Source organism: Azospirillum brasilense (genome assembly GCF_005222205.1).
Classification (GTDB): Bacteria; Pseudomonadota; Alphaproteobacteria; order Azospirillales; family Azospirillaceae; genus Azospirillum; species Azospirillum brasilense_G.
Genome location: NZ_CP032345.1, coordinates 318,296 through 334,611 on the forward strand (window position 1 = coordinate 318,296; position 16,316 = coordinate 334,611).

Below are 16,316 nucleotides of genomic sequence, written 5' to 3' on the forward strand. Positions count from 1 at the left end.
TAAGTCGTTAAACTTAGAGGCCTTTTCATCTTCCAGAACTTGGTCGGAGCGACAGGATTTGAACCTGCGACCCCCAGACCCCCAGTCTGATGCGCTACCAGGCTGCGCTACGCTCCGTTCGACGGACCGCCCTTCGTTCTGGAAGGGAGCGGGACTATAGCCGGGACCTTGGTCCAACGCAAGCGCTACAGTTCACTTTTTTTCACACCTCTCGAATTTCTTTTTCCTCTCCCACCGCGAGCAGAAGACGCGCCTCTCTCAACTCGTCGAGCGCCTGGGCGATGGCCTGCCGGATGGTGTCCGACAGGCCGTTGAGCGCAACGACAGGCACGCCCTCCGCCCCATCGAGCAAGGCCACGGCCGCTTCGTCCGCGACGGCCTCAAAGGTGTCGGGAACATCCGGTTCTTCCGGAGTCTCCTCCAGCCTCCGGGCGTCCGGATCGTCGTCCACCTTCCCGTCCTTCAGGAGGCGCTGGACACCCTTGATCGTGTAGCCCTCGCCATACAGCAGGTTCTGTATCTGCCGCAGCAGGTCCACGTCTTCCGGGCGGTAGTAGCGCCGCCCTCCACCACGCTTGAGCGGACGGAGCTGCGGGAACTTGCCTTCCCAGAAACGCAGCACATGCTGCGGCACGTCCAGGTCGGACGACACCTCGCTGATCGTGCGGAACGCCGTGGCGGACTTCGTGGTGCCGCGCGCCTTCATATCCGGGAAACCCTTGTTGTCGTCCGCTCCGTGCGGCGGATCAGGAAACCGCCTTCACGCGTTGCGCCTCGGCTTCCTCCGCCTCGACGACCTCGTTGATGCGGTTCTTCAGGACGTGGCTCGCCCGGAAGACCAGGACACGCCTGGGCAGGATCGGAACCTCTTCGCCGGTCTTCGGGTTGCGGCCGACCCGCTGCCCCTTCTGCCGGATTTGAAAACTGCCGAAGGACGAGATCTTGACCATCTCGCCGCGGGCCAAGGCGTCGGAGATCTCCTCCAGGACGCTTTCGACCAGATCGGCGGATTCATTGCGCGACAGGCCGACCTCTTGGTAGACCGCTTCGCTGAGCTGCGCGCGGGTGACGGTGTTCTGTGACATGGTTCGCTTCCCCCCCGAAACCATAGGGGAAAAACCGTAATCCGGGGAAAGAACCCGGTCAATTCAAAAGCTTGGATCGCGTCGTTGTGAGCAGCGCAGCAAACGCCACCCTGCGGGGACGCGAAGCGGGTGCGCCGCTTACCAGCGTACCATCGCGGCACCCCAGGTCAGGCCACCGCCGATGGCCTCCATGAGGATCAGGTCGCCACGCTTCACGCGGCCATCGTGCACCGCCTCGCACAGCGCCAGCGGGATCGAGGCGGCGGAGGTGTTGCCGTGGCGGTCCACCGTCAGCACGACCTTGTCGGAGGGCAGCTTCAGCTTGCGGGCGATGCCGTCGATGATCCGCTGGTTGGCCTGGTGCGGCACCAGCCAGTCCACCGCCGACGGCTCCAGCCCGTTGGCCGCCAGAGCCTCCTCGACGACCGAGGACAGCTTGCTCACGGCGTGGCGGAACACATCCTGGCCATTCATCCGCACATGGCCGGCCGTGCCGGTGGTCGACGGACCGCCATCGACGTAGAGAAGCCCGTACTGGGCGCCGTCCGAATGCAGGTGGGTGGACAGCACGCCGCGATCCGCCGAGGTCCCGGCGGCGTCGTAGCCCTCCATCACCACGGCCCCAGCGCCGTCGCCGAACAGGACGCAGGTGGTGCGGTCCTTCCAGTCGAGCAGGCGGGAGAAGGTCTCCGCGCCGATGACCAGGGCGCGGTTGGCCTGCCCAATACGGATGAAGTTGTCGGCAATCGACATCGCGTAGACGAAGCCGGCGCACACCGCCTGGATGTCCAGCGCGAAGCCCTTGGTCCCCAGCGCCGCCTGCACCTTCGTCGCGGTGGCCGGGAAGGTGTTGTCCGGAGTCGTCGTCGCCAGCACGATGCAGTCGATGCTGGCGGCGTCCACCCCGGCATGCTCCAGCGCGCGGGTCGCCGCGGCGATGGCGAGATCGGAGGTCAGTTCCCCGTCGGCAGCGATGTGGCGCGACTTGATGCCGGTGCGCTGGACGATCCACTCGTCCGAGGTGTCCACACGGGCTTCGAGGTCGCGATTCGTGACGACGTTGGCCGGGAGGTAGGAACCGCAGCCGAGAACTCGGGAACGCTTGACCATGATGTTAGACCGCCGCCGCCTTCGTGTCGGGAAGAGGCTTGGCGTCGCCGAGACGCTGCATCTCTTCCTTGATTCGGTCGTTGAAACCGTTTGCCGCCAGATTGTAGGCCACACCGATGGCGTTGGCGAACCCGATGGCGTCGGTGCCCCCGTGGCTCTTCACGCAGACGCCGCGCAGGCCCAGGAACATGGCGCCGTTGTAGCGGCGCGGATCGGTGCGCTGCTTCAACCGCTTGAAGGCCCCGCGGGCCAGCAGGTAGCCGAGACGCGCCGTCCAGGAGGACTGGAACGTCCGGCGCAGGAACTCCGTGAAGAGCTTCGCCGTGCCTTCGGCGGTCTTCAGGGCGACGTTGCCGGTGAAACCGTCGGTGACGATCACGTCAACCGTGCCGGTGGCGATGTCGTTGCCCTCGACGAATCCGTGGAAACGCCCGGGCAGCGGCATCTCGCGCAGACGGGTCGCGGCGGCGCGCACCACCTCGTTCCCCTTCACCTCTTCCGAACCGATGTTCAGAACGCCGATCGTCGGCTCGGACAGGTTCAGCGCGGTGCGCGCGAAGACCGCGCCCATCACGGCGAACTGCACGAGGTTCTCGGGCTGGCATTCGGTGTTGGCGCCGAGGTCGAGCATGACGCTCTCCCCCCGCAGGGTCGGGAAGAAGGAGGCGATCGCCGGACGGTCGATTCCGGGGATCGTCTTCAGCACGAACTTGGCCATGGCCATGAGCGCGCCGGTGTTGCCGGCGGACACCACGCAGGCAGCCTGCCCGCCCGCCACCGAATCGATGGCAAGACGCATGCTCGACTGGCGCCCGGCGCGCAGCGCGACCGACGGCTTGGCGTCGCCGGCCACGGCGTCCGGGGTGTGGCGCACCTCGGCCACCGCTCTCAAGGCGGGCCGCTGCGCAAGCAGCGGCTCGATGCGGGCGGTGTCCCCGAACAGCAGGTAATGCACCTGCGGGTGACGCTCGCGGGCGATATCCGCCCCGGCAATCACCATGTCGGGTCCTTTGTCACCGCCCATGGCATCAAGGGCAATGGTCAGGCGCTGGCTCACCGCGGACAGGCTCCCTGGCTAGGACGTAGGGCGGCCAACCAAACCGCCATCAGGCCGCCGGAGCGCTCTGAACCACTTCGCGCTGGTCGTAGTGACCGCAAGAGCCGCAGACATGGTGCGGGCGCTTCAGCTCGCCGCAGTTCGAGCACTCGGCGTAGGACGAGGTCGGGAGAGCGTGGTGCGAGCGACGCATGTTGCGGCGCGACTTGGAGGTCTTCTTCTTCGGAACAGCCATGGCCGTAAACTCTCTTCATTGTAAAAGGCGGCCCGAAGAGGGGCCGCCTGACGCGAGCGGCATTCAATACGGCAATTGCCCCCGAAGGGCAAGCCCGTTCCGCCCTCAATTCTGTCGTTTCAGACGTTCCAGCGCGGCGAACGGGTTCGGCTTCTCCGGATTGGCGCCGGCATCATCGGCGGCGGGGGCCAAGCCCTCCTCCTCGTCTTCGCCTTCGCTGTATCCGTCGAACGCCACGCCTTCTGCATGAGGATAGGGGTCGAGCGCCAGGGACAAATGCTGGGCGGCCAACTCGCCGATGTCGATGCGCCCGTTGGTCATGGCCTCCGGGATATCCTCCTCGGCGATGTTCGGGTCGATTTCGATCTCGTCCTCCTCGCCGGGGACCATCGATTCCGGCGCGAACAGCGCGCCGAACCGGTCGGACACCTGGGCGGGCACCGGTTCCAGCGTGATGACGCAGGTCTGAACCACGTCGGCCTCCACCTCCCCTTCGACTCGCACCATCTGGCCGCCGCGCACGGAGCGCAGGCGGACCCGGGCGGTCAGCCGCCCGATGCCCTCCAGTTCGAACCGCTCGGCCAGAGCCTTGCGCTCGGCCTCCGTCGCCTCGATGGTCTCGATCAGATCGCCGTCGCGATGGACGGCGTCGGCGCGGACGATGCGCGAGAATTCCGGAGCGGGGCCGGCGGCGTGTTGGGACGTGTTGCGCATGTCGGGCAGTTCCTTGTCACAGCGCCCGTTCTGCGGCGGGCGCCTTCCTCTCAGTGTCAGATGAATTCGGACGCCCGGAAAGGCAAGTCCAATTGCCGAGCCCCATGGAAGATAGAGACTCGACGGAATCGGTCATTCCGTCCCGGCGCCGGGCGGCGGGCCGAAGCGGACCTCACCGGCCATGAGCGACTCCAGCGGCTGTTCCTCCAGCCCGGCGGCCTCACGCCGGACATAGGCCGCCAGGGCGGCCAGTTGGCGCGGCGGCACCTCCGATACGGTGCCATAAAGATTGTTGTCGAGCGCGACCTCCAAGGCCGCACCGCCCGCGTCACCGTCTTCGGCGGCGAGCGCGCGGTCGTAGACCTCGATCCGGCCGGCGATGCCGCGGGCCATGGTCTTGATGCGCCGCCCGACTCCGCTGTCGCCCACCCCCTGCTCCATCAGCGACTTCTCGAAATGGTCGATCATCGCCTCGAAGAGCAGGCGCGAGCGGTCCGCCGCCGCGGCCCCCTGCCCCTTCAGGCGGCGCATCACCAAGAAGACGTGAAGCACCACCATGTCGAAGCGACCGTCCAGCGTGTCGGGAACGCCAAGGTCACGGTAGAAGGCCGGCTGTCGGGCCTGCGCCGCGATGGTGAGATAGAAATCGGCGACGGCGCGGGCTTCACGCCGACGCCGGAACAGGCGGTCAAGCACGGTTTCTCTCTCGCTCGGAGTTTCGTTGACAGGACAAACCGCGCGATGCGATTGTCGCGGCATTGCGGGCGGAGTCCGGCCTGCCGCAAGGGTCCGGCGGTCCGCCCGCGCCATCATAGCCTGAGCACCATGACGAGATCGATTCCTTCGGCGCTGTGCGCCTTCGTCTTTCTGGGTCTCGCCGTCTCCGCGTGCTCGCCCACCGTGGCGACCCGCGGCAACATGGCGGACCCCGACCGCATCGCCGAGATCAAGGCCGGCCAGTCGCGGCGGGAGGATGTGGCGGACATTCTCGGCACGCCGACCTCCGTGGGAACCTTCGACCAGAATGTCTGGTACTACATCGGCCAGAAGACCGAGAAGGTCGCCTTCTTCGAGCCGAGCGTGATGGAGCGCCGCGTCGTCGTCGTCCATTTCGACGACGCCGGCGTGGTGAAGGAGATGAAGCAGCTCGACGCCACCGACGGCCAGCGGATCGACATCGTCGATCGCAGCACGCCGACCGCCGGGCGCGAGATGAGCTTCCTCGAACAGATGCTCGGCAACGTCGGACGCTTCTCCGCCAAGGACTCGCGCAACCGCGGCCCGGGACGCTGACACCAGCCGGTCTGCAGAGACACGAAAAGCCCCGCTTCCGCGGGGCTTTTCTTTTGGAGCCGATCCGGGATCGGCCGATCCCCTAAAGCGAACTTCCATTCGCTTTAGACTCACATCGCCTCACTTGCCGGCGGGCTTCGGCCGCATGTGCGGCCGGGACCGCCGTCGCGGTCCAAAGCGGATCGCAATCCGCTTTAACAACCAATCTGGGTCAACCGATCTGGGCGAGGATCGCCAGCAGCAGGATCGCCACGATGTTGGTGATCTTGATCATCGGGTTGACCGCCGGGCCGGCGGTGTCCTTGTACGGGTCGCCGACGGTGTCGCCGGTCACCGCCGCCTTGTGCGCGTCGGAGCCCTTGCCGCCGTGGTTCCCCTCCTCGATGTACTTCTTGGCGTTGTCCCAGGCGCCGCCGCCCGAGGTCATGGAGATGGCGACGAAGATCCCCGTCACGATGGTGCCCAGCAGCATGGCGCCCAGGGCGGCGAAGGCCTGCGCCTGACCGGCGATGGCGGCGATGACGATGTACAGGACCACCGGCGCCAGCACCGGCAGCAGCGACGGGATGACCATCTCCTTGATGGCGGCGCGGGTCAGCATGTCCACCGCGCGGCCATAGTCGGGCTTGGCGGTGCCTTCCATAATGCCGCTGATCTCGCGGAACTGGCGGCGCACCTCCACCACCACCGATCCGGCGGCGCGCCCGACCGCGGTCATGCCCATCGCCCCGAACAGGTAGGGCAGCAGGCCGCCGATCAGCAGCCCGACGACCACATAGGGATCGTCCAGCCGGAACTCGACCGTCACGTTCGGGAAATAGTGCTTCAGATCCTGCACATAGGCGGCGAACAGCACCAGCGCGGCGAGGCCGGCGGAGCCGATGGCGTAGCCCTTGGTCACCGCCTTGGTGGTGTTGCCGACGGCGTCCAGCGCGTCGGTCGTCACGCGGATGTCCTTCGGCATGTCGGCCATCTCGGCGATGCCGCCGGCGTTGTCGGTCACCGGGCCGTAGGCGTCCAGCGCCACCACCATGCCGGCCAGGGCGAGCATCGTGGTCGCGGCGATGCCGATGCCGAAGATGCCGGCCTGCCCGTAGGCGATGATGATGCCGACGCAGATGACCAGGACGGGGAGCGCCGTCGCCTCCATCGACACCGCCAGACCCTGGATCACGTTGGTGCCGTGCCCGGTCTCCGACGCGCGGGCGACGCTGCGCACCGGGCGGAAGGCGGTGGAGGTGTAGTATTCGGTGATCCACACCAGCAGTCCGGTCACGCCCAAGCCGACCAGGGAGGAGACGAACAGGTTGCCGCCGGTGACGTAGCCGCCGCCGTTCAGCGGGATGGGCCGGGTGAAGCCGAACATGATCGCGGTCACGATCAGGATCAGCACGAGCGAGATGCCCGCGGTGGCGGCCAAGCCCTTGTAGAGGGCGGCCATGATGTTGTTGTTGCTGCCCAGCTTCACGAAGAAGGTGCCGGCGACGGACGCGGCGATGCACACCGCGCCGATGACCAGCGGGTAGACGAGCAGCAGGCGGATCACCTCGCCCGAAAAGAAAATCGCCGCCAGCAGCATGGTGGCGACGATGGTGACGGCGTAGGTTTCGAAGAGGTCGGCGGCCATACCGGCGCAGTCGCCGACGTTGTCGCCCACATTGTCCGCGATCACCGCGGGGTTGCGGGGATCGTCCTCCGGAATGCCCGCCTCGACCTTGCCCACCAGATCGGCGCCGACGTCGGCCCCCTTGGTGAAGATGCCGCCGCCGAGCCGCGCGAAGATGGAGATCAGCGACGCGCCGAAGCTGAGGGCGACCAGGGCCTCCAGAACGGCGCGGACCTCGACCGGGTCGGTCACGCGGTAGATCATCGTCAGGATGCCGTAATAGACACCCACCCCCAGCAGGCCCAGCCCGACCACCAGCATACCGGTGATCGCCCCCGCCTTGAAGGCGATGTCCAGCGCCGGGGCCAGGCCCTGCGTCGCCGCCTGGGCGGTGCGGACGTTGGCCCGCACCGACACGTTCATCCCGACATAGCCGGCGGCCCCCGACAGGACCGAGCCGATCAGGAAGCCGATGGCCACATGCAGACCAAGGAACGCGCCGAGGATGATGAGAAGCACCACGCCGGCGATGGCGATGGTGGTGTACTGGCGATTCAGATAGGCTCGGGCGCCCTCCTGCACGGCCGCTGCGATCTCCTGCATGCGGTCGGACCCGGCGGAGGCCGCCATGACTTGCTTGCCCGCGTGGTACCCGTACGCCAGGGCCAACAGGCCGCTGGCGATGATGATGACGAACGCTGCTGCCATCGGTTCCCCCAAATTCTTATGGTTTCGGGCCCGATTACCGCCTTGTCGTGAAAACGACCCGTACAAACGAAGGTGGATGACGGGCGAGTTGTTCACGAAAAGGATGCCGAAGAGAAGGGCACAATGCAACAGCGGCCACGCTCGAATAGGCGCGGCGATTTGGCCGAGGCGCTCCTGACTTTCGGATAGGAGTTTTTAAGAACGGTTACAAATTGCGCTGTGTAACCACCTGAACAAGAACATTTTGCACCACGCCCTCCCCCACCACTGTCGCGGCGGCGGCGGCCAGTTTTTCTTTTACGGCAATGATATTGACCAAGTTGCCGGTCATAACGGACCGGTCGTCCACGGCCGCATAAAGGGCCGACAGGCAACGGTCGTAAACGAGAGGCTGGCGGGCCTGGACGTAGGGAACCTTGTCGAGAACGACTTCCAGCGTCACGACCACGGTCACGAACTGCTCGACCTTCCGCGTGCCGATGGCTGGAACGACCAGGGGGGCCATGCGGACGAAGCCGGTGGGCGGCTTGGGCGGCGGCTCCTCCTTCTTGGGGGCCGACTCCTCATGCTCGACGAAATACTTGTTGTAGATCATCCAGCCGCCGAAGCCCGCGCCGCCCAGCAGCAGCAGGCCCAAAACCAGCAATATGACGGCCTTGATCACACCCATCCCTTCCCGGATACGGAACGGATCGAGCCTAGCGCCGTCCTGCTTTCGATTGCGTTAAGCGGGGTTGTCCAGCGATGATGCCTTCAGAAATGGTCCCAGCCGCGAGTCGGCAGGTCGAGACTCCCCCCCTGCGCGTCGGTCACCGTGACCTCACCCGCCGGCCCGTCCAGCAGACGGCCGATGGCGGTCACCGCCACGCCGGTCTCGGCCGACAGGGCGGCGAGCGCAGGGGCGGCGTCTTCGCCGGCGGTGAAGAGCAGTTCGTAATCGTCGCCGCCGGTCAGCGCCATGGCGAAGCGCACCGGATCGTCGCCGATCACCGATCGTGCGGCGCCCGACAGGGGCACCCGCCCCGACTCCAGAAGCGCGGCACAGCCCGATTCCTCGCACAGATGGCCGAGGTCGGCGACCAGACCGTCGGACACGTCCAGGCAGCCGGTCGCCAGCCCGACCAGACGCGGCCCCAGCGTGGTCCGCGGATCCGGCCGCCGCAGGCGCCCCAGCAGCACGGAGCGCGCCGAGTCGTCGGCCACCTCCAGCGTCCCATAGGCGATCCGCAAGCCGAGCGCCGCGTCGCCGATGGTGCCCGTGACGTACACGCGGTCGCCGGGACGACCGCCCCAGCGCGGCACCGCTCCGCCCTTCGGCACCAGACCGAAAGCCGTCACCGACAGGGTGATGGGGCCGGAGGTCGAGACCGAGTCGCCCCCCGCCAGAGCGATGCCGAACCGGGCCTGATCCTCCCCCAGGCCGGCCGCGAAGCCGGCGAGCCAGTCCTCGCCCACCGACTTCGGCAGGGCGGTGACCAGCGTGTAGGCGTAGGGGGCCGCGCCCATGGCGGCGAGGTCCGACAGGTTGGTGCGCAGCAGCTTCGCGGCGATGTCGCCGGGCGCGTCGTCGGGGAAGAAATGGACGCCCGCCACCATGGCGTCCGTGGTGACGACCAATTCGCGGTCCGGTGGGACACCGAACACGGCGGCGTCGTCGGCAAGCCCGCGGGCGCCCGGAAAACCGGACGCCAGCGGCCTGAAATAGCGGTCGATCCGCCCGAATTCGCCGAGCGGCTTACCGGTCTCTGGACTGGTCACGGCTCGGGTCCGGCTGGGCCAGCTCGTCCGGCCGCAGCGCACGGGCCACATGGTCGAGCACGCCGTTCACCATGCCCGGTTCGCGCGCCGCGAAGAAGGCGTGCGCCACGTCCACATACTCGCTGATGAGGATGCGCGGGTGGGTGTCGTTGTGGACGAACAGCTCATAGGCGCCGGCCCGCAGGATGGCGCGCATCAGCAGTTCCAACCGGTCGAGCGCGTAGCGCGGCTCCAGCGCCGAGGCCAGCATCCCGTCGACCTCCGCCCGGCGGTGCGCGGCGCCGCGGACGATGTCGGCGAACAGCTGCGGGTCGGCGGAGACGAACTTCGCCCCGTCGATCTCCTCGCCCAGCCGGTGATTGACGAACTCGCCGATCACGGATTCCACGGCGATGCCGGTCGGTTCGATCTGGTTCAGGTCGATCTGGTACAGGGCCTGAACGGCGGCAAGGCGCGCGGCCTTGCGCCGGGCCTTGGCCGATCCGCCACCCGTCCGGTTCCGGGAGCCGCGCTTCTGTTTCGCGCGGCCAGCCGCGTCGTCGTTGCTCATGATGCTCAGTCTGTCAGGAATTGCACCGCGGGGTCACCGCGGATAGAGGCGGAATTGGCGCTTGAGTTCGATCATGTCAAGGCAGGCGCGCGCCGCGAAACCGCCCTTGTTCTTGGCCGTCACGGAAGCCCGGGCCCAGGCCTGCTCGCGGTTCTCGACCGTCAGCACGCCGTTGCCGATGGCCAGCGCGTAGCGCAGCGCGAGGTCCTGGAGACCGCGGGCGCTCTCGTTGCAGACGATGTCGTAATGGGTGGTCTCGCCGCGGATCACGCAGCCCAGCCCGACATAGCCGTCGAAGCGCTTGCGCGCCGTGAAGAAGTCCATGGAACGCAGGGCGTACAGGATCGCCGCCGGGATCTCCAGGCATCCCGGGACCGAGACGCGCTGGTAGGTGGCGCCCTCCTTCTCGATCTCGGCAATGGCGCCTTTCACCAGCTCGTCGGCGATGTCCTCGTAGAAGCGGGCTTCCACGATCATCAGATGGGGCTTTTCGGTCATCTCAGGGTCGCTCGGCTGGCCGTTACTGGTCTTGCAGGGGAATCGGGCGGTGGCCGAGCACGGTCAGGCCGTACCCCTCCAGCCCGATGATGGACTTCTTGCGGTTCGACAGCAGAACCATGTCGCGCACGCCCAGGTCCAGCAGGATCTGCGCGCCCACGCCATAATCCCGCAGGGCGGGGGTTGGGTTGTCGTGGCCTTCGAGCCGCGCCATCACCGATTCGGTCAGGCTGTTCGCCATGGGCTCGCGCAGCAGGACGATGACGCCGCGGCCTTCCCGCGCGATCATCTCCATGGAGGCCTGAAGCTCGCCGTCGCGCGCGGCGCTCCGGTCGCCCAACACGTCGTCCAGCACCGACAGGGCGTGCATGCGCACCAGCACCGGCTCATCGCCGGAGATGTCGCCGCGCACCAGCGCGATGTGCTCCGCGTAGGCCACCTTGTTGACATAGACGTACATCTGGAAGCGCCCGCCGAAGCGGCTGTCCAGCGTCGCCGCCAGCTTCTGCTCGACGATCGTCTCGGTGCGGCGGCGGTAGGCGATCAGGTCGGCGATGGTGCCCACCTTCAGCCCGTGGAACTGCGCGAACTTCACCAGATCCGGCAGGCGGGCCATGGTGCCGTCGTCGTTCATGATCTCGCAGATCACGCCCGCCGCGGTCATGCCGGCCATGCGGGCGATGTCCACCGAGGCTTCCGTGTGGCCGGCGCGGACCAGCACGCCGCCGTCGCGGGCGAGCAGCGGGAAGACGTGGCCCGGCGTCACGATGGCGTCCGGCCCGGCGGTCGGGTCGATGGCGACCTGGATGGTGCGGGCGCGGTCGGCGGCGGAGATGCCGGTGGTCACACCCTCGCGCGCCTCGATGGAAACGGTGAAGGCGGTCTGGTGACGGGTGCCGTTCTGCTGCGCCATTAGCGGCAGGCGCAGCCGCTCGATGTGGTTCTGGTCCATGGCGAGGCAGATCAGGCCGCGCCCGTACTTGGCCATGAAGTTCACGGCCTCGGGGGTCGCGCACTGGGCCGGGATGACCAGATCGCCTTCGTTCTCGCGGTCCTCGTCGTCGACGAGGATGAACATCCTGCCCTGGCGCGCCTCCTCGATGATCTCCTCGGGGCGCGACAGATACTCGTGAAACTCGGACGTCATTCCTGCCCTGCCAGCCGCGCCACATACCGCGCGAGCATATCGATTTCCAGGTTCACCCGATCCCCGGCCTTCAGCGCGCCGAAGGTGGTCGCGTCCTGGGTGTGCGGGATGATGTTCACGCCGAAGCGCGCACCATCGACCTCGTTCACCGTCAGCGACACGCCGTCCAGCGCCACCGACCCCTTGGAGGCGATGTATTTCGCCAGGGTGGCGGGCGCCTCGAAGGTCAAGCGCTTCGACTCGCCGTCGGCGCGGACCTCCACGACCGTGGCGACGCCGTCGACATGGCCGGACACGATGTGCCCGCCCAGTTCGTCGCCGACCTTGAGCGCCCGCTCCAGATTGATGCGCGTGCCTTCGGCCCAGCCGCCCAGCGTCGTCTTCGACAGGGTCTCGGCGGAGGCCTGCACGGCGAACCAGCCCGGCCCCTTCTCGACCACGGTCAGGCAGACGCCGTTGTTGGCGATGGACGCGCCAATGGGAACCGTCTCCATAGCGAAGGCGGTCTCGACGGTGAACCGGGTGTCGCCCTGCCGTTCCACGGCCCGAACGCGCCCAACATCGGTGATGATTCCGGTGAACATGGGCCGGCAATTTAGCAGGTTTTCAATCGTGTGAAAGATTCATCCGCACGGCGCGGCACGCAACGGACTGTTGCGCCCGGCACGGTGCCGGACGCCGCACATCCCCGACCGCTCAACCGCGGCGGACGTAGCTTTCCACGAGATCATCCCCGGCCTGCCGCAGGTCGGTCCGGCGGAACAGCGCCATACGCTCCAGCCCGTCCACACCGAAGGCATGGACCGCCGGCAGCCCGTCGCCGCCCATGACCGAGGCGGCGCGGAACCATTCCAGCCGGTCGACCAGATTCGCGCGCAGCAGCGAGGCCGCCAGTGTGGCCCCGCCCTCCACCAGCACGCGGGTCAGGCCGCGGCGGGCCAGGGCGGCGCTCGCCTCGACCAGATCCGGCAGGCCCGCGGAGTCGGCGGGCACGCGGATCACCTCGAGTCCGCAGTCCTGGAAGACGGCCAGACGGCTCGGCTCCGCGTCCTCGCGGGTGACCACCCAGGTCGGCACGGACCGCGCGCCCACGGCCAGCTTTCCGGTCAGCGGCAGGCGCAGCCGGCTGTCCACCACGATGCGCACGGGCGACCGGTGGCTCAGCCCCGGCAGGCGGCAGGTGAGTTCCGGGTCGTCGGCGAGCGCGGTGCGGATGCCGACCATGATCGCGTCGTGAGTGGCGCGCAGCCGGTGCCCCCAGGCCCGCGCCGTCGGACCGGTGATCCACTGCGACTGGCCGCTGTGGGTGGCGATGCGCCCGTCCAGCGTCGTTGCCGCCTTCAGTGTATAGAGTGGGCGTTCATCCTGGATGCGCCGGAAGAAGCCTTCGTTGAGCGTCCAGGCCGCGTCCTCGCAGACGCCGATGTCCACCGCGATCCCGGCGGCGCGCAACCGCTCCAGCCCGCCGCCGGAGACCCGCGGGTCGGGATCGCCGCAGGCGACCACCACCCGCGCCACCCCTGCCTCCACCAACGCCAGAGCGCAGGGCGGGGTTTTCCCGTAATGATTGCAGGGTTCAAGAGTCACATAGGCGGTCGCCCCGCGCGCGGCGGCACCGGCGCTGGCCAGGGCTTCCGTCTCGGCGTGGGGGCGCCCGCCCGGCTGGGTCCAGCCACGCCCGACCACCACACCGCCGTTCACGATGACGCAGCCCACCGCCGGGTTCGGCCAGGTGTTGCCGAGCCCGCGCGCCGCCAGGGCCAGGGCGGCCCGCATGTGGCGGGCATCGTCGGGATGAATGGCTTGCTTCGCCATGGGCGCCGCCCGCCCCCTCACCCGTTCTGGGCTTCGGGGGCGAGCTGCTCGACGAACTCGTTGAAGTCCGACGCCTCGCGGAAGTCCTTGTAGACCGAGGCGTAGCGGATGTAGGCGACCTGATCGAGCGTCTGCAGCGCCACCATGATCATCTCGCCGATCTGCTTCGACGGGATCTCGCTCTCGCCGGAGGATTCGAGCTGGCGCACCAGGCTGTTGACCACCCGGTCGATGCGGTCGGCGTCGATCGGGCGCTTGCGCAGGGCGATGCGCATGGAGCGCAGGAGCTTTTCGCGGTCGAAAGGCTCCCGCTGGCCGGTGCTCTTCACCACCGTCAGCTCACGGAGCTGGACGCGCTCGAACGTGGTGAAGCGCGCGCTGCAACTGGGGCAGAACCGCCGCCTGCGGATCGCCGAGTTGTCCTCGGTCGGTCGCGAGTCCTTGACCTGGGTGTCCTCGTGTCCGCAGAACGGGCAGCGCATGTCCGGCCTTTCCCCTTAGTCGGTCTTGATGATCACAGGGTCGGGTAGATGGGGAAGCGGCGGCACAGCTCGCGCACCTCCTCCCGCACCTTCGCCTCGACCGCCGCGTTGTCGCCGGAGTTGCTGGCGGCCAGACCGTCCAGCGTCTCGACGATCAGGCGGCCGACCTGCTCGAACTCGGCCACGCCGAAGCCGCGGGTGGTGGCCGCCGGGCTGCCCAGACGGACGCCGGAGGTGACCATCGGCTTCTGCGGATCGAACGGCACGCCGTTCTTGTTGCAGGTCATGCCGGCGTGCTCCAGGCTCGCCTCGGCGGCCTTGCCGGTCAGGTTCTTCGGACGCAGGTCGACCAGCACGATGTGGCTGTCGGTGCCGCCGGACACGATGTCCAGACCGCCCTCGATCAGCACCCTCGACAGGGCGCGGGCGTTGTCCAGGACGCTCTTGGCGTAGGTCTTGAACTCCGGACGCAGCGCCTCGGCGAAGGCCACCGCCTTGGCGGCGATGACGTGCATCAGCGGGCCGCCCTGCAGGCCGGGGAAGACCGCCGAGTTGATCTTCTTGGCGATCTCCTCGCTGTTGGTCAGCACCATGCCGCCGCGCGGGCCGCGCAGCGTCTTGTGGGTGGTGGTGGTGACCACGTCGGCGTAGGGGAACGGGTTCGGATAGACGCCGCCGGCGATCAGGCCGGCGTAGTGGGCGATGTCCACCATGAAGTAGGCGCCGACCTCGTCCGCGATGGCGCGGAAGCGCTGGTAGTCGAGGACGCGCGGATAGGCGGAACCGCCGGCGATGATCAGCTTCGGCTTGTGCTCGCGGGCCAGGCGCTCGACCTCGTCGAAGTCGATCAGGTGGTCGTCGCGGCGCACGCCGTACTGCACGGCCTTGAACCACTTGCCCGACAGGTTCGGGGCGGCGCCGTGGGTCAGGTGGCCGCCGGCCGCCAGCGACATGCCGAGGATGGTGTCGCCCGGCTGGAGCAGGGCGAGGTTGACCGCCTGGTTGGCCTGGGACCCGGAGTTCGGCTGGACGTTGGCGAAGCCGCAGCCGAACAACTTGCAGGCGCGCTCGATCGCCAGCGTCTCGGCCACGTCGACATATTCGCAGCCGCCGTAGTAGCGCCGGCCCGGATAGCCCTCGGCGTACTTGTTGGTCATGACCGAGCCCTGGGCCTCCAGCACCGCCTGGGAGACGATGTTCTCGGACGCGATCAGCTCGATCTGCTCCTGCTGGCGGACCAGCTCGTCGCGCACCGCGCGGGCCAGTTCGGGATCGGTCTCGGCGAGCGAGGCGGCGAAGAAGCGGCCGATCTCGGCGCGGGGGTCGGCGTTGGTCACGGTCATGGCAGGGCAGGTCCTTGGTTCAGAAAGCAGTCACGGGCCGGATGAAGGGCCGTCTCATCCCATCTTGGCGATTCGCCGGCTGTGCCGCTCACCGCCTTCGAAATCGGTCGTCAGGAAGGCGTCCACGCAGTCCTTCGCGATCTCCGCGCCGATGATGCGCGCGCCCAGAGCCACCACGTTCGCGTCGTTGTGCTGGCGCGCGAGGCGGGCGGTCGTCACGTCATGCACCAGGGCGGCACGGATGCCCGGATGGCGGTTCGCCGCGATGCTGATACCGATGCCGCTGCCGCAGATCAAGACGCCGCGCGCCGCGCGCTTGTCGTTGATGGCGCCGGCCAGCGCCGTGGCGAAATCCGGATAGTCCACCGATTCCGGACCGTTGCAGCCGAGGTCCAGCACCTCGTAGCCGGCGCCGGCCAGCCAGGAGGCGATCTGGGCCTTCATCTCGTACCCCGCGTGATCGGACGCGATCGCGATGGTGGTCATGAAAGAAAAACTCCGTGCACGAATACGAATGGCGCCGGCCCGGAGGGAGCACCCGGCGGGGACGGCGGCACGGCGCGCAAGCTACCAGATATCGCCCCGAACCGCCAGAAGGACACAACGCACAGGGGCTTTGCGCCGGGCACAGAACCGCCAGAGGGGGACTGCCGGGCGTCGGCACGGCGAAGCGGAGCCGATCCGCGATGCATGCCGAGAACAAATGTTTCTCTATTTCCCGCCACCGTTGACGTTAACGGCCAGTAAGCAGGTCGACCGATTCGGTCTCGCACCACGAATCGGTCAGTTGCGGTGCCCGATTCTCATGGTCTTGCCTAGCTTCCCCGCACTAGACGATGCCTAAACGTGGGGCAGTGCAGCCGCAGCCCGGCCATTTGCTGCGACATCTGATTTGCCACGCCTTGTAACTTCATG

19 protein-coding genes and 1 tRNA gene are annotated in these 16,316 nt (G+C 67.7%); 1 reads left to right on the top strand and 19 read right to left on the bottom strand.

Going from position 1 to position 16,316, the window contains the following annotated elements; genetic code table 11:
• Positions 1 to 40: 40 nt before the first annotated feature.
• From D3869_RS01670 to D3869_RS01705, 8 genes are all read right to left on the bottom strand, one after another.
• Positions 41 to 117, bottom strand: a tRNA-Pro gene (locus D3869_RS01670).
• A gap of 85 nt (positions 118 to 202) precedes the next feature.
• A complete protein-coding gene (locus tag D3869_RS01675; RefSeq protein WP_137138695.1) occupies positions 203 to 706 on the bottom strand; it encodes a MerR family transcriptional regulator in 504 nt (167 codons plus the stop codon).
• Positions 707 to 746: 40 nt separating this feature from the next.
• Positions 747 to 1,085 carry an integration host factor subunit alpha gene (locus D3869_RS01680; RefSeq protein ID WP_014240747.1) on the bottom strand — a complete coding sequence of 113 codons (339 nt, stop codon included), beginning with the start codon at positions 1,083 to 1,085 and terminating at the stop codon, positions 747 to 749.
• 138 nt (positions 1,086 to 1,223) lie between these two features.
• On the bottom strand, positions 1,224 to 2,195 hold the full coding sequence (locus tag D3869_RS01685; RefSeq protein ID WP_137138696.1) for a beta-ketoacyl-ACP synthase III: 972 nt from the start codon (positions 2,193 to 2,195) through the stop codon (positions 1,224 to 1,226).
• A 4-nt stretch (positions 2,196 to 2,199) separates the two neighbouring features.
• Positions 2,200 to 3,252 (bottom strand): phosphate acyltransferase PlsX, encoded by a 1,053-nt coding sequence (gene plsX, locus D3869_RS01690; RefSeq protein WP_094302201.1) that lies wholly within the window; start codon positions 3,250 to 3,252, stop codon positions 2,200 to 2,202.
• 49 nt (positions 3,253 to 3,301) lie between these two features.
• Positions 3,302 to 3,487, bottom strand: coding sequence for a 50S ribosomal protein L32 (gene rpmF, locus D3869_RS01695; RefSeq protein ID WP_014240744.1), 186 nt, complete (start codon positions 3,485 to 3,487; stop codon positions 3,302 to 3,304).
• A gap of 105 nt (positions 3,488 to 3,592) precedes the next feature.
• Positions 3,593 to 4,201, bottom strand: coding sequence for a YceD family protein (locus D3869_RS01700; protein ID WP_137138697.1), 609 nt, complete (start codon positions 4,199 to 4,201; stop codon positions 3,593 to 3,595).
• A gap of 132 nt (positions 4,202 to 4,333) precedes the next feature.
• Positions 4,334 to 4,897 (bottom strand): ubiquinol-cytochrome C chaperone family protein, encoded by a 564-nt coding sequence (locus D3869_RS01705; protein ID WP_137138698.1) that lies wholly within the window; start codon positions 4,895 to 4,897, stop codon positions 4,334 to 4,336.
• A 129-nt stretch (positions 4,898 to 5,026) separates the two neighbouring features.
• Between D3869_RS01705 and D3869_RS01710 the strand changes: the two genes are divergently transcribed.
• Positions 5,027 to 5,494, top strand: a complete 468-nt coding sequence (locus tag D3869_RS01710; protein ID WP_137138699.1) for an outer membrane protein assembly factor BamE — start codon at positions 5,027 to 5,029, stop codon at positions 5,492 to 5,494.
• Positions 5,495 to 5,705: 211 nt separating this feature from the next.
• Here the strand turns inward: D3869_RS01710 and D3869_RS01720 are convergent, their stop codons facing one another.
• The 11 genes from D3869_RS01720 to rpiB all read right to left on the bottom strand — a co-directional run bounded on the left by D3869_RS01720 (position 5,706) and on the right by rpiB (position 15,887).
• Entirely contained in the window at positions 5,706 to 7,808 is a 2,103-nt protein-coding gene (locus D3869_RS01720) for a sodium-translocating pyrophosphatase (RefSeq protein ID WP_137138700.1), read from the bottom strand.
• A 205-nt stretch (positions 7,809 to 8,013) separates the two neighbouring features.
• On the bottom strand, positions 8,014 to 8,478 hold the full coding sequence (locus tag D3869_RS01725) for a hypothetical protein (protein ID WP_137138701.1): 465 nt from the start codon (positions 8,476 to 8,478) through the stop codon (positions 8,014 to 8,016).
• Positions 8,479 to 8,561: 83 nt separating this feature from the next.
• Positions 8,562 to 9,566, bottom strand: a complete 1,005-nt coding sequence (thiL, locus tag D3869_RS01730; RefSeq protein WP_137138702.1) for a thiamine-phosphate kinase — start codon at positions 9,564 to 9,566, stop codon at positions 8,562 to 8,564.
• Positions 9,544 to 10,116, bottom strand: a complete 573-nt coding sequence (nusB, locus tag D3869_RS01735) for a transcription antitermination factor NusB (RefSeq protein ID WP_137138703.1) — start codon at positions 10,114 to 10,116, stop codon at positions 9,544 to 9,546. Before nusB ends, thiL begins: the two co-directional genes overlap by 23 nt.
• 33 nt (positions 10,117 to 10,149) lie before the next feature.
• Positions 10,150 to 10,614, bottom strand: coding sequence for a 6,7-dimethyl-8-ribityllumazine synthase (locus D3869_RS01740; RefSeq protein ID WP_014240735.1), 465 nt, complete (start codon positions 10,612 to 10,614; stop codon positions 10,150 to 10,152).
• Positions 10,615 to 10,636: 22 nt separating this feature from the next.
• The gene (gene ribB / locus D3869_RS01745; RefSeq protein WP_137138704.1) at positions 10,637 to 11,761 is read right to left on the bottom strand and encodes a 3,4-dihydroxy-2-butanone-4-phosphate synthase; all 1,125 of its coding nucleotides are present in this window, start codon (positions 11,759 to 11,761) and stop codon (positions 10,637 to 10,639) included.
• Positions 11,758 to 12,345, bottom strand: a complete 588-nt coding sequence (locus D3869_RS01750; RefSeq protein WP_137138705.1) for a riboflavin synthase — start codon at positions 12,343 to 12,345, stop codon at positions 11,758 to 11,760. Before D3869_RS01750 ends, ribB begins: the two co-directional genes overlap by 4 nt.
• Before the next feature lie 112 nt (positions 12,346 to 12,457).
• Positions 12,458 to 13,576, bottom strand: a complete 1,119-nt coding sequence (ribD, locus tag D3869_RS01755; RefSeq protein WP_137138706.1) for a bifunctional diaminohydroxyphosphoribosylaminopyrimidine deaminase/5-amino-6-(5-phosphoribosylamino)uracil reductase RibD — start codon at positions 13,574 to 13,576, stop codon at positions 12,458 to 12,460.
• Between the two features lie 17 nt (positions 13,577 to 13,593).
• Positions 13,594 to 14,058 carry a transcriptional regulator NrdR gene (nrdR, locus tag D3869_RS01760; RefSeq protein ID WP_014240731.1) on the bottom strand — a complete coding sequence of 155 codons (465 nt, stop codon included), beginning with the start codon at positions 14,056 to 14,058 and terminating at the stop codon, positions 13,594 to 13,596.
• A gap of 32 nt (positions 14,059 to 14,090) precedes the next feature.
• The gene (glyA, locus tag D3869_RS01765) at positions 14,091 to 15,401 is read right to left on the bottom strand and encodes a serine hydroxymethyltransferase (RefSeq protein ID WP_137138707.1); all 1,311 of its coding nucleotides are present in this window, start codon (positions 15,399 to 15,401) and stop codon (positions 14,091 to 14,093) included.
• 54 nt (positions 15,402 to 15,455) lie between these two features.
• The gene (rpiB, locus tag D3869_RS01770) at positions 15,456 to 15,887 is read right to left on the bottom strand and encodes a ribose 5-phosphate isomerase B (RefSeq protein ID WP_014240729.1); all 432 of its coding nucleotides are present in this window, start codon (positions 15,885 to 15,887) and stop codon (positions 15,456 to 15,458) included.
• Positions 15,888 to 16,316: the final 429 nt, after the last annotated feature.